Annotated in this window: 13 protein-coding genes; 7 read left to right on the top strand and 6 right to left on the bottom strand. The window is 38.2% G+C overall.

The annotated features are described in order from the left end of the window. The first annotated feature begins 101 nt into the window (after positions 1 to 101). The 3 genes from ABD000_RS01160 to ABD000_RS01150 all read left to right on the top strand — a co-directional run bounded on the left by ABD000_RS01160 (position 102) and on the right by ABD000_RS01150 (position 2932). The gene (locus tag ABD000_RS01160) at positions 102 to 1400 is read left to right on the top strand and encodes a mechanosensitive ion channel family protein (protein ID WP_343762725.1); all 1299 of its coding nucleotides are present in this window, start codon (positions 102 to 104) and stop codon (positions 1398 to 1400) included. A 95-nt stretch (positions 1401 to 1495) separates the two neighbouring features. Beyond that, positions 1496 to 2089, top strand: a complete 594-nt coding sequence (locus ABD000_RS01155) for a hypothetical protein (protein WP_343762723.1) — start codon at positions 1496 to 1498, stop codon at positions 2087 to 2089. A gap of 75 nt (positions 2090 to 2164) precedes the next feature. Beyond that, positions 2165 to 2932 (top strand): M48 family metallopeptidase, encoded by a 768-nt coding sequence (locus ABD000_RS01150; protein WP_343762721.1) that lies wholly within the window; start codon positions 2165 to 2167, stop codon positions 2930 to 2932. A 73-nt stretch (positions 2933 to 3005) separates the two neighbouring features. Here ABD000_RS01150 and ABD000_RS01145 read toward each other — a convergent pair whose 3' ends face one another. The 4 genes from ABD000_RS01145 to ABD000_RS01130 form a co-directional block, all read right to left on the bottom strand. Then, the gene (locus ABD000_RS01145; RefSeq protein WP_343762719.1) at positions 3006 to 3362 is read right to left on the bottom strand and encodes a hypothetical protein; all 357 of its coding nucleotides are present in this window, start codon (positions 3360 to 3362) and stop codon (positions 3006 to 3008) included. Beyond that, positions 3359 to 3625 carry a DUF1456 family protein gene (locus tag ABD000_RS01140; protein WP_343762717.1) on the bottom strand — a complete coding sequence of 89 codons (267 nt, stop codon included), beginning with the start codon at positions 3623 to 3625 and terminating at the stop codon, positions 3359 to 3361. Before ABD000_RS01140 ends, ABD000_RS01145 begins: the two co-directional genes overlap by 4 nt. 254 nt (positions 3626 to 3879) lie before the next feature. Next, positions 3880 to 4410 (bottom strand): 1-acyl-sn-glycerol-3-phosphate acyltransferase, encoded by a 531-nt coding sequence (locus tag ABD000_RS01135; RefSeq protein ID WP_343762715.1) that lies wholly within the window; start codon positions 4408 to 4410, stop codon positions 3880 to 3882. Further along, positions 4407 to 5591, bottom strand: coding sequence for a proline dehydrogenase family protein (locus ABD000_RS01130; protein ID WP_343762713.1), 1185 nt, complete (start codon positions 5589 to 5591; stop codon positions 4407 to 4409). Before ABD000_RS01130 ends, ABD000_RS01135 begins: the two co-directional genes overlap by 4 nt. Positions 5592 to 5678: 87 nt before the next feature. Between ABD000_RS01130 and aroB the strand changes: the two genes are divergently transcribed. Next, a complete protein-coding gene (gene aroB / locus ABD000_RS01125) occupies positions 5679 to 6746 on the top strand; it encodes a 3-dehydroquinate synthase (RefSeq protein ID WP_343762711.1) in 1068 nt (355 codons plus the stop codon). Here the strand turns inward: aroB and bcp are convergent. Beyond that, positions 6743 to 7195, bottom strand: a complete 453-nt coding sequence (gene bcp, locus ABD000_RS01120) for a thioredoxin-dependent thiol peroxidase (protein ID WP_343762709.1) — start codon at positions 7193 to 7195, stop codon at positions 6743 to 6745. The genes aroB and bcp overlap by 4 nt on opposite strands. 40 nt (positions 7196 to 7235) lie before the next feature. On the opposite strand from bcp, the gene ABD000_RS01115 reads away from it, so the two are divergent. Next, entirely contained in the window at positions 7236 to 7931 is a 696-nt protein-coding gene (locus ABD000_RS01115) for an endonuclease III domain-containing protein (protein WP_343762707.1), read from the top strand. Between the two features lie 424 nt (positions 7932 to 8355). Here the strand turns inward: ABD000_RS01115 and ABD000_RS01110 are convergent, their stop codons facing one another. Continuing rightward, positions 8356 to 8946 (bottom strand): RNA polymerase sigma factor, encoded by a 591-nt coding sequence (locus ABD000_RS01110; protein ID WP_343762704.1) that lies wholly within the window; start codon positions 8944 to 8946, stop codon positions 8356 to 8358. A 221-nt stretch (positions 8947 to 9167) separates the two neighbouring features. Here ABD000_RS01110 and uvrA point away from each other — a divergent pair, with 221 nt between their 5' ends. After that, positions 9168 to 11954 carry an excinuclease ABC subunit UvrA gene (uvrA, locus tag ABD000_RS01105; protein WP_343762702.1) on the top strand — a complete coding sequence of 929 codons (2787 nt, stop codon included), beginning with the start codon at positions 9168 to 9170 and terminating at the stop codon, positions 11952 to 11954. A 441-nt stretch (positions 11955 to 12395) separates the two neighbouring features. Next, positions 12396 to 14369, top strand: coding sequence for an endonuclease (locus ABD000_RS01100; RefSeq protein ID WP_425545336.1), 1974 nt, complete (start codon positions 12396 to 12398; stop codon positions 14367 to 14369). Positions 14370 to 14461 lie beyond the last annotated feature (92 nt).

The raw sequence follows: 14461 nt of genomic DNA, 5'->3' as shown, positions 1-14461 counted from the left end.
GTTAAATATCTCAAAATTTTATTTGGAAACAACATTACCAAAGGCTTAAGTAAGCCTAAAAAATCTTTGAGAACAATTTGGGTTGGCTTACTTTCGCAGTAATGGATATAGACTATAACCTGTACGCTCAAAAACTTACGCAATACCTTAGTGAGATTGGATTAGATTCTACTCTGGCAAAGTACATCAACCTTATAGTCCTGGCTATAGGATGTTTTATCGCAGTCTATATTTTGGATTGGATCATCTGGAAAATATTGCGATTATTTTCAGCTTGGTTTGCTAAACGTTCAAAAACTACCTTTGATGATATCCTGATAAAAAATCGCGTTCCTCGAAAACTAGCCCACATCCTCCCTATTCTTATATTTATTGGTCTTCTTCCCTATATCTTTATCGATTTTCCCTGGTTAGAAACGCAGGCATCAAAAGGTGGACAAATTGTTTTTGTAGTATTAATTTTATTGATCGTTAGAGCAACTTTTCATACACTCCGTGATTATTTTAAGACGCTTCCCAGATTTCAGGATAAGCCAATTGACAGTTACACACAGGTCATGATGATTTTTGTTTGGTTAGTTGGTCTTATGTTAGTCTTTGCTATTATAACGGGTAGCAGTGTATGGAAATTTATGACCGGTCTTGGTGCAGCCTCTGCAATTATCATTTTGATCTTTAAGGATACCATATTAGGATTCGTCGCCAGCATACAGGTATCCATCAATGATATTGTACGTATTGGAGATTGGATCACTTTTGAAAACTATGGTGCAGATGGTGATGTAATTGAGATTAATTTAGCTACGGTACGAGTACAAAATTTTGATCTTACTTACACCACAATCCCAACCTACGCCTTAATAAGTGATAGCTTTAAGAATTGGCGTGGAATGCAAGAAAGTGATGGTAGAAGGATAAAGCGATCTATTTATATCCAGATGGATAGTGTACGCTTTTTAACCGAAAACGAAGTAAATCGTTTAATGAATATAGCATTAATCAAAGATTATTTAGTTACACGAAAAACAAAAATCGATCAGCATAATGCCGATAATGATGTTGATAAATCGCTATTGATCAATGGCCGGAATCTTACAAACTTAGGGATTTTTAGAAAATATATTGAGGCATATTTAAAGCAGCATCCACCAGTCAATAAAGACATGATGTTGATGTCAAGACAACTTCAGCCTACAACACAAGGTATTCCATTAGAAATTTATTGCTTTAGCAAAGACAAGCGATGGGAAAACTACGAATATATTATGGCGAATATCTTTGACCATTTAATCGCTGCTATTCCTACCTTCAACTTACGTTTGTTTGAGCTGCCTAATCACCATTCGTTTGAAACACAAGAGGATTTAAATAATAGTATACCACTCAAACCTTCAAATTAATGTTGACTGGGTGTTAACCTGTTCAGTCGTTTCTCATTAAGAGTTATCGTGTGAAAAGCATTAGCTATTCCGTAGAAAACATCAAAATCTTACCTATGAAACGCATAACAACACTAATTCTTATAAGCTTAGTAAGCATCTCCATTTTCTCGTGCAGCAAAGACGATGATGATAATACTAGTAATGATCCAGAGGAAATCGCTTTTGAGGATTTGTCCTATATTCAGGGTGATGAAGGCAGCCGTATAGAAGTATTTACCACTGGCGGTAAATCCAGTTCTAGTGAAACAGGAGTAGTCTATACCGGTCAAAATATTCTGGGATGGGATGGCGGACAATTACTAAATCTGAACTACTGGAAGCAGCTACGAATTCTAAATACAGATTTTGAAACCTTACACATCCGTATGAATATTCCTTCAGGTCAAGACTTTGTTGAAGCAGCGGTAAATACGCACGGGCTTCACGGGTCCACATTACTTTTACAGGACACCCAGTTTTTAGATGATGTTATTGTTGAAATGTATACTAACAAAGGCGGAATTAAACAATTTTTCGGGGAGTTGACGCTTAGACGCAATGTCGAATACCTAGGTGATGTTCTTGATTTGGTAGGATCTTATGAAATCATACGTGACAATCAAACTATAAAAGGATTATTTTGGAAAAAAGAAGTAGCGAATTGGTAGCGAATACTAAATACATATTGTAATGGTTTTAAATAGTTTAGTTAGTTTTGTTGAAACACTAAACATTATTAAATCATGATCAAAAAAATAACACTAGTAGTTCTTTTAATGGCTACGGTTGCGTCTAATGCGCAATTCAAAAAATTAACCAAAGCGCAAAACGTTAAAGCTGCCAAAAAAGCCGTAAAAGCCGCAACACTAACAGATGAAGAAATACAGACATTATCCTTACAATCTGTAGAATGGATGGACACAAATAATCCTGTAGCAGGTGAAAACGACCCGTACGCTATGCGATTAAATGCTCTTATAAAAGATCACTTCAATGAAGATGGGCTTACATTAAATTACAAGGTATATAACGTCGTCGATATTAATGCGTTTGCTACCCCAGATGGAAGCATTAGAATTATGGCAGGACTTATGGATCTTATGACAGATAATGAGCTGTTGAGCGTCATTGGTCACGAAATAGGACATGTAAAACTAGGCCACTCCAAGAAACGTTATCAATCTGCTTACGCTATTTCTGCGGGTAAAGATGTAGCGCAAGCCAATACCGGCGTAGGTCAAGTTTTAGCTGATGATGAAATTGGAGGATTTGTTGAGAACTTACTTAATGCACAGTTTTCACAATCAAATGAATCTGCTTCAGATGAATATGGGTTTGATTTCTTGGTTGACCATGACTATAATTATCATGCCATGACCGGTGCTTTTGAAAAACTGGCAGCATTAAGTGCTGATGGTGGAAAAAGTTCAATGATGTCCTCTCATCCAGGAGCAGCTAAAAGAGCAACACGTGCCAAGGAATGGGCAGAAAAGCAAGACGCTAAGGAATAGAGTGATAATTTTTAAAACTTGAGCCCGTAACCAAACCAAATGTGTTACGGGCTTTTTAATTGATATAGGTGATTTACTGATTTTTACGTGCCTTTCTATTCTCAATAAAACTACGAATAAACGTAATCATAGCAATTGCTGTAAATAAGAGCATGACTGATACGCGAAGTGCCGCGGTAAAATCATCCCGTTCTAAAGCACCAAGTAGCGGCATCATCAATCTTACGATCATTAGAAATGTTAATAATACGGCTATATGGGCAATTACCGGATTTTGATTCTTCACTCCTTTATTCAGTATTAAAAGAACAATTCCTACTCCTACGGGGATTAAGGCTGTCATAGAAGGTGTTGCAGAAGAAAAGTACCCTGCACATCCAAGAATGATGAGCACTACTGCGTTGATAAAACTAGCGGCATAAGGCTTCATGACTTGTTTTTTAGAGGATTATCCTTTTCGTTTTTAGGCTTCATGGGTCCGCGTAAGTGAATGACCAAACCGTTTAAAAAATTACGCAAGAATTGATCTCCGCATTCCATAAACTTAGGATGATTTTCATTTCTAAACAATGCATTTATTTCACTTTTGGTTGCTTTAAAATCTACTAGTGCTAAAATTGCTACGATATCATCATCGCGAAATTTATGTGCGACACGTAATTTTTTCATGATATCATTATTGGTTAATGCCATATAATTTAGTTTAAAATTTCCCTTCGACAAAGTCTGTACTGAGCTTAGCCGAAGTACTCAGGGTGACAGGTTTCAAGTTCTAGATTTTTATATTTGAGCCTTATGCATTCTTGGATAAGTATGCCTTTTTTTAATAATTACTAAATTAATGCTATTCTCTAAAATTAAATCCCAACAACCAGACGACTAAAAGCTCACGGCTAAAAACTAATAACTAATAACTCTTAACCCATAACTCACCAACTCACCAACTCCTACAGATCTGCTTTACCTTTTGCACCCAGAAAATAGGTTTTAATTTTCGGAAAGTCTGCTGCAATATCACCCGTGGTCATCATAGGTTCAGAAAAACTGATTTTCTTTTCTCCCCAGTCAATACGACAAAGCACAAGCGGTATTTGTGCCGTATGAGCAATGTAGTAAAAACCGGTTTTCCATTTTTCTACGGCTTTTCGGGTACCTTCAGGAGCGATAGCAAGTCTAAAAAGCTTCTGCTGACCAAAAATTTTCGCAATACGCTCTACTCTATTGTCTCCCATGCTACGGTCAATGGCCACACCACCCATCCATCTAAAATAGATTCCGAAAGGAAATACAAATAACTCTTTCTTGGCAACAAAGTTGGTCTCTAAATCGATCATTTTCCGCATCAGCGCAAGAACTACAAAATCCCAGTAACTGGTATGAGGTGCACCGGCAATAACGCACTTAGGAGTATTCAAAGGAAATGGCGTCACGCTCCAACCCAACCATCGTGTATATATCACTCGCGCTAACCATCTCATTGAGTTTTTTTTTGTTTTCTACGCTTCTTTTCTTTCAGCAACAGACTGAGTTCTCTTCCGGTTTGCCCTTTGACAGAGGTATTTTCCTGAGCTCTTCTTATCAAATAAGGAATCACATCCTTCACCGGACCAAAAGGCACTAATTTAGCGGCGTTGTACCCAGCTTGTGCTAAATTATAGCTCATGTGTTCACTCATCCCGTACAGCTGCCCAAACCAGATACGATCGTCATTTTTAGCAAGTTTGGCCTCATTCATTAAGTCCATGGCCAGATACGCACTTTCTTCATTATGAGATCCTACAAATAAGTGGATGTCCCCAATGTGTTGAATGATATAGGCCATCACCTGATTAAACATCTGGTCACTTGCCTGTTTGCTCTCGCAAATAGGTGTTTTATATCCTTTTTCTTCGGCGCGTTCATTTTCCTTTTCCATATACGCTCCACGTACAATCTTAGCACCAACGATAAAGCCTTTTTCCTTAGCAATACGGTGTAGATTTTTGATATAGGCTAATCGATCCCAACGATAGCACTGCACAGTATTATAAATAATAGCTTTCTCCTTATTATAGCGCTCCATCATTTCATGCACCAGCTCATCTGCCGCATCTTGCATCCAGCTTTCTTCCCCGTCTACCAACAAACGTACATCGTGATCATGAGCTGCTTTGCAAACCCGATCAACCCGTTCTCTTATACGCTGCCATTCTTGTTGTTCTTGCGGACTTAAATGTTCTCGTTCTGAAACTTTTTGCCAAATGGCAAATCGACCAATACCGGTAGGTTTAAATACTGCAAAGGGTAATTCTTCATTTTGAGCAGCGAGTTCAACCAGTTCAATTTTTTTAGCTGCTGTAGCTTCAAATTCTTTCTCGGTCGCCTTTCCTTCGACACTATAATCCAGTATGCTGTAAAGATCTTCGGTATGCATACGCTTGACTGTGAGTATGCATTCATCTGTGGACGTTCCTCCGCAAAATTGATTGAAAATTGTTTTTTTAATGAGTCCCTCTACAGGTAAGTGAAGTTTTAAAGAAGCCATAGTGAGCGAGGTTCCAATGTTCACCATCCAGGGACGACCAATCGTTCTAAAAATAAATATAGCTCTGTCAAGCTCAGCATCGCTTTTGAGTACGAATGCTGTTTTAGTATTTTCGAAAATTTTAGGGGTATTCATTCAAGAATCAATAATGAAACAAATATAAATCATGAAAAGATTATAATTCCATTATTTGACTTAATTTCGATCCTTAATTTAATTGTAATGCAATCATTTAATTCGGCAGGAAGTCGCGTTTGTTTTAACGAACAGGGATACAAGGATTTAAATCATTTTTTAAGCGGTCAGGATTATTCAAAAATTTTTATTCTAGTCGATAGCAACACCCATGAGTTTTGTTTAGCAACATTTTTACAGGAGCTTGAAACAGAATTGATCATAGAAATTATAGAAATTGAGCCTGGTGAGGAACAAAAAACGATTGAGACCTGCAGCGGAGTATGGAATGCCTTATCAGAGCTGGAAGCAGACCGCAAGGCGCTCATGATTAATCTAGGTGGAGGCATGGTCACTGACTTAGGAGGATTTGTAGCCCTCACGTATAAACGCGGGATCGATTATATCAATGTACCAACCTCCCTATTAGCTATGGTAGACGCCTCTGTGGGCGGAAAAACAGGTGTGGATTTAGGAAAATTAAAAAATCAAATCGGGGTGATTCAAGCAGGAAAAATGGTATTGATAGACACGACCTTCTTAGCAACCCTGCCACACAATGAATTATTAAGCGGTCTGGCGGAAGTACTAAAACATGGATTGATACGGGATCGTGACTATTGGAATAAAACCATTACTACTGAAGCCTTTGATAATGATGTTTTAAACGAATTAATCTACAAATCCGTTCAAATTAAACATACTGTAGTAACGGAAGATCCCGAAGAACGCGGACTGCGAAAAATTCTCAATTTTGGACATACACTGGGGCATGCGATAGAATCTTATTTTTTACAGCACCCCTATAAAGAACATTTACTCCATGGAGAAGCCATTGCTATTGGGATGGTACTGGAATGCTATTTATCGACTCAAATTCTGGGCTTTTCAAAAGAAGACTTAGATAAAATCAAGTATGAGATGTCACGACGCTTTGCCAAAGTCGAAATCGAACAAGAAGAAATTGCCAGTATAATTGAGCTCATGAAGTTTGATAAGAAAAACTCTCATGGCAACATCAACTTTGTGCTCCTAAAAGAAATCGGCCACCCGGAGGTAGATCACCAGGTAGCCGAAGAGTTGATTTATAAGGCCTTTGACTATTACGCTGCTTAATCTAAAATCTGCGCTGCGTGATCTTTAGTTTTTACTTTGGTAATCACCTCTTGGATTTTACCCTCTTCATTAATAATAAAGGTGGTACGATTGATACCTTCGTATTCTTTTCCCATGAATTTTTTAGGTCCCCATACACCAAATGCGTTAACAACAGACTTATCCTCATCTGCCAGTAAAGGATAGGGTAATTCGTATTTATCTTGAAACTTCTTCTGTTTTTTTTCTGGATCAGCAGAAACTCCAAGGATTTCATATCCCTGCTTTTGTAGTTCGCTGTAATTGTCTTTTAGGTTACAGGCTTCGGCCGTACAGCCGGGTGTATCTGCTTTTGGATAAAAAAACATGACCAATTTCTTCCCTTTGAAATCTGAAAGTGAATGTGTATTTCCATCCTGATCTTTTGCGGTGAATTGCGGTGCAGGATCTCCTGTTTGTAAAGTTGTCATAGCGTTTAGGTTTCGTTATTTTTGTTTAAAAGTAGCCAGAATGACTAAAAAAGAGAAGGTAGAATTCGTTATAAATACGTTAAATGAGCTCTACCCAAGTATTCCTATCCCGTTAGACCATAAAGATTCTTATACCTTATTGGTTGCGGTGCTACTTTCTGCTCAAAGTACTGATGTTCGTGTGAATCAGATTACTCCGTTATTGTTTGAACGCGCAGACAATCCCTATGATATGATGCGATTATCAGTCGAAGAGATAAGGGATATCATCAAACCGGTAGGACTTAGTCCCATGAAAGCAAAAGGAATTCATGGTTTATCCAGAATGATTGTAGAACAACATAACGGCGAAGTGCCCGCAAGTTTTGAGGCCTTGGAGCAAATGCCCGCTGTAGGTCATAAAACGGCTAGTGTGGTGATGTCACAAGCCTTTGGCGTGCCTGCATTTCCTGTAGACACCCACATTCATCGATTGATGTACCGGTGGAACCTTTCTAATGGTAAAAACGTAGTTCAAACCGAAAAAGATGCCAAACGTATTTTCCCTAGAGAGCGGTGGAATGACCTGCATCTTCAAATTATATGGTATGGCAGAGATTACTCCCCTGCCCGTGGTTGGGATTTAGAAAAAGACATTATAACTAAAACTATCGGCAGAAAAACCGTACTGAAAGAGTATGAAAAGATGAAGATGAAGTCGAAGGCAAAGTCTAAAGCTACCCGCAAGAATAAGTAATTCTTGTCATTCCCGCGCAGGCGGGAATCTCTTAAAATTTTTAGTCTGGTATGTTGAGATACCTGCCTTCGCAGGTATGACATACGAAACATCACTTATGCTGAAGTCTCTTACTACAATAGCAATTAAAAAGCCCCTCCTTTGGAGGGGTTTGGGGAGGAACAAAAAAAGATCCGTGGCTAGCGGATCTTTCTTCATAACAAAACCAAAATTTAGTTTAATACCGTTTCAAATTGAAACGTTTCATAATCGTTTACAACCAATGCTTTAGAGTAACTTAATAAAAAAGCAATAGTTTCTTTTTTAGGGTGTGGTACTTCCAAATTATTTTTCGGAGGTTCGTTTAGGTAAAGTTTTGACATGCGTGAATTAGGTTTAAATTCCTAAAGATAACGCTAACAAAATCTACTTAGTATATCCCCGGTTAATTTGTTAACACAATATTGTGCTTCTCAATTACTTTTCTTAAATTAATCAGAGCGTAACGCATTCTTCCCAATGCCGTATTTATGCTTACGTCAGTTTGAAAAGCAATCTCCTTAAAACTCATATCCTTGTAGATACGCATCACTAAGACTTCGCGTTGATCATCTGGTAATTCTTCAATCAACTCTCTTACGTCGTGTTCTATTTGATCCTTAATGATTTGTTTTTCAGCATTAAGTGATCCATCATTCAATACAGAAAAAATATTGAAATCACCGTTACCTTCAAACTTAGGCATGCGATTATTTTTTCTAAAATGATCAATGACGAGATTGTGGGCAATACGCATCACCCAAGGCAAAAACTTACCCTCTTCATTATATTTTCCTCGCTTGAGTGTCTTAATTACTTTGACAAAGGTGTCTTGAAAGACATCTTCGGTTATGTCACGATCAAACACTTTAGAATAAATAAAGCTATAAACACGTTGTTTATGTCTGGTAATTAATGTGGATAAAGAATATTCATCTCCTGCTATGTAAGCACTTACCAGATCAGCGTCTGATAGCGCGGTATATTTAATTTTCATCACCTTTAATTTAGTTAGCCCAAAGAGGGCTTGTTCATCTATTGTACTAAAAGTAAAGGTGTGCTATAAGCAGGTCTTTAAGAATTTAAGCGGTAAATATAACACGTTAAGAATCAATTACACAAGATTTTCGTGCAGTTTTTAACATTTTAATAGTTAAATGTCCTCTTTTGTACGCTGGCAGGAATGGTTATCTTTGCTACTTACGCCTCGCAAAAGCTATGAGTCAAGATATTGCTACAGTCAATCCAAAAGAAAATATAATCATTAAAGGTGCTAAACTGCACAACCTCAAGAATATTGATGTGGTGATACCGCGCAATAAGCTGGTAGTTGTAACAGGTCTTTCGGGATCCGGGAAATCCAGTTTGGCGTTTGACACACTATATGCAGAGGGCCAGCGCAGGTATGTTGAGAGCCTTTCCTCCTATGCCCGCCAGTTTTTAGGCAGATTAGACAAACCAAAGGTGGATTACATTAAAGGAATCGCTCCAGCCATTGCCATAGAACAAAAGGTAAACTCAACCAATCCGCGTTCCACTGTGGGTACTTCTACAGAGATTTATGATTACCTAAAATTACTTTTTGCACGCATTGGTCGAACGTTTTCTCCCGTTTCTGGAGATGAAGTAAAGAAAGATTCCGTTAGTGACGTACTCAACTACCTTAAAACGTTTGACCAAGGAGAAAAATTACTTTTGCTCGCTCCATTTATTATTGAGAAAGGAAGAACTGCTGAAGAGAAAGCTAAGGTGTTACTTCAACAAGGCTACAGTCGCATCAAAAGTGACGATAAAGTAATACGGATTGACGAGGCTTCTGCTGAAGATTTCAAGGCTAAAAAACTCTATTTAGTCGTTGATCGTATCATTACTCAAAAAGACGAAGACTTCTTCAATCGGCTGGCAGATGCTGCTGAAACAGCTTTCTTTGAAGGAAAAGGTCGGCTAATTATCGAGAAAATGGCTGATGGCACTCACAAAAGCTTCAGTAATACGTTTGAATTGGATGGAATCACTTTTTTAGAACCCAACGTCCATCTTTTTAGTTTTAATAATCCGTATGGTGCCTGTCCAAAATGCGAAGGATACGGCGATGTAATTGGAATTGATAAAGATCTGGTAGTTCCCAATACGTCACTTTCAGTATATGAAGGTGCTGTTTTTCCGTGGAAGGGTGATAGTATGAGTTGGTACAAAGATCAGTTGGTCAATAGCTCCCACAAGTTTGATTTTCCTATCCACAAACCTTTCTATAAACTTTCAGCAGAAGAAAAGGAACTCATTTGGACAGGTAATGCATATTTTACGGGACTTCATGATTTTTTCAAAGAACTGGAAGCCAAAGCCTATAAAATTCAGAATAGGGTAATGCTGTCGCGCTATCGCGGAAAAACAACCTGTGAGGTGTGCCATGGTAAACGACTTCGACCTGAAGCTACCTACGTAAAAATAAACGGGAAACACATTACAGACCTGGTAGAACTTCCATTAAATGAAGTAAGTGCATTTTTTAATGAGTTAACGCTTAATGAATACGATACGAATGTAGCCAAACGGCTTTTAAAAGAAATTACCAGTAGACTGAGTTTTTTATCTAAAGTAGGTCTTGATTACCTCACCCTTAACCGTAAGTCTAACACATTATCTGGTGGTGAATCCCAACGTATCAATCTGGCAACTTCTCTTGGAAGCAGTTTAGTAGGATCAATGTATATTCTGGATGAACCCAGCATTGGATTACATCCTAAAGATACTGAACGTCTTATCGAAGTACTCAAAACATTACGTGATTTAGGAAATACGGTGATCGTGGTTGAACATGATGAGGATATCATGAAAGCAGCTGATGAGATCATAGACATTGGACCAAAAGCAGGCACACACGGCGGTGAAGTAGTTGCAACAGGCACATTTAAAGAGATCCTAAAAGCCAATTCGCTCACTGCAGCTTACCTTAATCATAGCAAAGAAATTACGGTTCCTGTAAAACGCAGGACATCTAAAAACTATATTGATATTAAAGGAGCCAGAGAAAATAATCTACAAGACATTGATGTACGATTTCCATTGAAGATTTTTACCGCAGTGACCGGCGTTTCAGGAAGTGGAAAAAGTACATTAATCAAAAAAATTCTATACCCTGCTATTCTTAAGCAAATTGGTGGTTATGGGTCGAAAGCAGGTGAGTTTACTGGAATAGATGGAAAATTTGGCGCACTAAAAACGGTTGAATTCGTTGATCAAAATCCCATAGGGAGATCATCGCGCTCTAATCCGGTAACCTATATTAAAGCCTACGATGACATTCGTAATCTCTTTGCTAATCAAAAGCTTGCAAAAATCAGAAACTATAAAGCTAAGCACTTTAGTTTTAATGTAGATGGCGGACGTTGTGAAGTTTGCCAAGGGGATGGTGAAGTGACCATTGAAATGCAATTCATGGCAGATGTACATTTAGAATGTGATACCTGCAAAGGTAAACGCTTTAAGAAAGAGATTTTGGAGGTGCAGTTCGCAGATCATTCTATTTATGATATTTTGAGCCTAACGATTGATGATGCCATCACATTATTTAGTGATCAGGGGATAGATAAAATTGTACGTAAACTAAAACCACTTCAGGATGTGGGGCTGGGATATGTCACCTTAGGGCAGAGTTCCTCTACCTTATCTGGCGGTGAAGCACAGCGTATTAAACTAGCTTCGTTCTTGGTGAAGGGAAATACAAAAGACAAAGCCCTATTTATTTTTGATGAGCCGACTACAGGATTACACTTTCACGATATCAATAAATTATTGGATTCCTTTAACGCCTTAATTGAAAAAGGACACACGGTAATCGTTATTGAACACAATATGGATTTAGTCAAATGCGCAGATCATGTGATCGATTTGGGTCCCGGTGGGGGAAACAATGGCGGTCAATTAGTCGCAAGCGGTACACCTGAAGAAATAGCTAGCGTAAAAGCTTCAGTCACGGCACCTTTTCTAAAAGAGAAATTGTAGTATTCTCCCTTTTTTAAATGGAATGATTTTCAGCTTTATGCTAAGGTTATTGTAAGGTCATTTTTACATAAAATACAGCTGCAACTTCCTCAGTTTTTCTAAAATCATATCACTAAACTTAACAATCATAGTGTCTAACCAGATATGTTAGTTCAAAATTATTTTGGCACGAATTTGGCTAAAATGAGGATGTGCGAAACCATGGGCCTATTTATGTTGTTTAGTTCCGGATTATAAATAAAAAATTGGCACGGTAGTTGGATAATACAAAACAAGAAATAAAATAATGTCGTTAAGACATTAATTCATAAATAGTTTTTTGGTTGGTTAGTTGGAAAACCTCGAAGTGCTTTATCGCCTTCGGGGTTTTCTTTTGTACCTATACCATAACGTATAATCAAAGAACTTTAACGCTTAGCGTGTTCAAAAATGAGTCGTTAAATGCTATTTTTGCCGAAAATTTTAGAACCTATGCGTAAGTTGCTTGCTTTGATCCTTTTTCCGACCATTATATTTGGTCAGGATGTTCTTATCAATGAATTAGATGCAGATACTCCCGGGATTGACAATCAGGAATTCTTAGAATTACGCACTATAACGCCTAATTCCTCTCTTGATGGATATATTGTAGTATTTTTCAATGGGTCAAATTCTGGAGGCGACAGCAGTTATTTTACTATTGATTTAAACGGATTTCAAACTGATATCAACGGACTATTTTTAATAGGAAGTACATCTGTTATTCCATTTCCACAATTTCTAATTGCGGAAAATACCATTCAAAATGGAGCTGATGCTGTCGCAATTTATCAAGCGCCAATAAGTGACTTTCCTGAAGGTACGCTAGCCACCACAACTAATTTAGTCGATGCGCTTGTTTATGATACCAGTGACGCTGACGATACAGAACTTTTGGCGTTATTGGGAGAAACCACGCAAATAAATGAAGGATCGTCTAACAATACTAATTCCATCCAGCGTGCAGATGATGGCTCTTATTTTACAGACACTCCTACTCCGCGTCAACTTAATCAGGGTGGAGGAATTACCTTAAACGGCATTACCATTACTCCTTCTCTCACTCAAGTGGATGAAGGTGCCTCTTTTACCATAAATTTTGTAATCGATGAAGCGCCTGATCAAGATCTTACGTATTCTATCACGCTGGATAATAACACTTTTGATGCAAATGATTTCACGGGAGCAACCACCCTAACGATTGCGCAAGGCGAGACCGAAACGTCGACAACTATATTTCTCGTTGATGACGCTCTGGATGAAGGAGATGAAGTCCTACGCATCAAATTTGAAAATTTGAATGAGCCAATCATTGCCAATAATAATTTCATAGATGTTCGGATAGTTGATAATGATTTTACCACAGCCAATTTTGGAACACCTCTCTCCCCTACTTATGGTAATGTGTTTAGCACACAACCCGCAGGTTACTATGATAGTTTAGATGGATTAGCAGATATAGCCCTAGCCGCAGCAATTCAAGCGATTATTGCCGAAGAAGGGGTTGTACGTGCTCAAACTTATGCCGATGTCATTGATATCCTTAAAGAGGCAGATCAAAATCCATTAAATAGCAATCAGGTGTGGTTGGTATATACTGAAACGGCTAAGGCAAAGCTGGACTTTCAAACCACATCAGATAACACCGGTACCTGGAACCGTGAGCATACGTATCCCCGTTCCCGCGGAGGATTTTTTAGCATTGAAGAGGATGATTTCAATGACGGAATAAATGTTTTTTGGAATACCACCGCAGATTCTCTTCGTCATGGAAACTCTGATGCACATGCGCTACGTGCAGCAGATGCAGGCGAAAACAGCAGCAGAGGGAATCAGCACTACGGGCAATACAACGGTCCTAACGGTAATGCCGGCAGCTTTAAAGGAGATGTTGCCCGTGCTGTATTGTATATGGAATTGCGGTACAATGATCTTAGTGTAGTAAACGGATTTCCCGACATTACCGGCCAACTGGGAGATTTAGCGACTTTGTTAGATTGGCATCGTAATGACCCGCCAGATGACTATGAGATAAACCGAAATAACATCGTTTATCAATGGCAATTTAACCGTAATCCATTGATTGATCAGCCTGATTTAGTGGAATACATCTGGGGAGATAATATAGGAGACACTTGGAATCAGCCATTGAGTGTGAATCAGAACATGTTGTCTTCAGTACGCTTTTATCCCAATCCTGCGGCAGAACAGCTTATATTCACAGGGCTTTCTGCTAAGACGCAAGTTTTAATATATAGTATTGATGGTAAATTAGTGCGCAATGATTACGTTGAGAATCAGACTCCTCTGCAGCTTAACTTAGAGAAAGGAGTATATTTTATTCAACTGAACACCGATGAAAATCGTCCAGTCAATCTTCCCTTGATTATAAAATAGAGCTGTATACTTATATTATTGATCCTATATAAAATTACTCTCAGACGATCAAAAATTTAGTTGTTTTCTAGTTTTGAAAGTAATGCTATTAA

This window comes from Gangjinia marincola (assembly GCF_039523415.1).
Lineage (GTDB): Bacteria > Bacteroidota > Bacteroidia > Flavobacteriales > Flavobacteriaceae > Gangjinia > Gangjinia marincola.
The sequence above is the reverse complement of the archived record's forward strand: the minus strand, read 5'-3'. Positions and strand labels throughout refer to the sequence as shown.

Excerpts from the sequence above, each read along its gene's own strand:
- ABD000_RS01160 (WP_343762725.1), top strand. The coding sequence starts at position 102 with ATGGATATAGACTATAACCTGTACGCTCAAAAACTTACGCAATACCTT.
- ABD000_RS01155 (WP_343762723.1), top strand. The coding sequence starts at position 1,496 with ATGAAACGCATAACAACACTAATTCTTATAAGCTTAGTAAGCATCTCC.
- ABD000_RS01150 (WP_343762721.1), top strand. The coding sequence starts at position 2,165 with ATGATCAAAAAAATAACACTAGTAGTTCTTTTAATGGCTACGGTTGCG.
- ABD000_RS01145 (WP_343762719.1), bottom strand. The coding sequence starts at position 3,362 with ATGAAGCCTTATGCCGCTAGTTTTATCAACGCAGTAGTGCTCATCATT.
- ABD000_RS01140 (WP_343762717.1), bottom strand. The coding sequence starts at position 3,625 with ATGGCATTAACCAATAATGATATCATGAAAAAATTACGTGTCGCACAT.
- ABD000_RS01135 (WP_343762715.1), bottom strand. The coding sequence starts at position 4,410 with ATGAGATGGTTAGCGCGAGTGATATATACACGATGGTTGGGTTGGAGC.
- ABD000_RS01130 (WP_343762713.1), bottom strand. The coding sequence starts at position 5,591 with ATGAATACCCCTAAAATTTTCGAAAATACTAAAACAGCATTCGTACTC.
- aroB (WP_343762711.1), top strand. The coding sequence starts at position 5,679 with ATGCAATCATTTAATTCGGCAGGAAGTCGCGTTTGTTTTAACGAACAG.
- bcp (WP_343762709.1), bottom strand. The coding sequence starts at position 7,195 with ATGACAACTTTACAAACAGGAGATCCTGCACCGCAATTCACCGCAAAA.
- ABD000_RS01115 (WP_343762707.1), top strand. The coding sequence starts at position 7,236 with ATGACTAAAAAAGAGAAGGTAGAATTCGTTATAAATACGTTAAATGAG.
- ABD000_RS01110 (WP_343762704.1), bottom strand. The coding sequence starts at position 8,946 with ATGAAAATTAAATATACCGCGCTATCAGACGCTGATCTGGTAAGTGCT.
- uvrA (WP_343762702.1), top strand. The coding sequence starts at position 9,168 with ATGAGTCAAGATATTGCTACAGTCAATCCAAAAGAAAATATAATCATT.
- ABD000_RS01100 (WP_425545336.1), top strand. The coding sequence starts at position 12,396 with ATGCTATTTTTGCCGAAAATTTTAGAACCTATGCGTAAGTTGCTTGCT.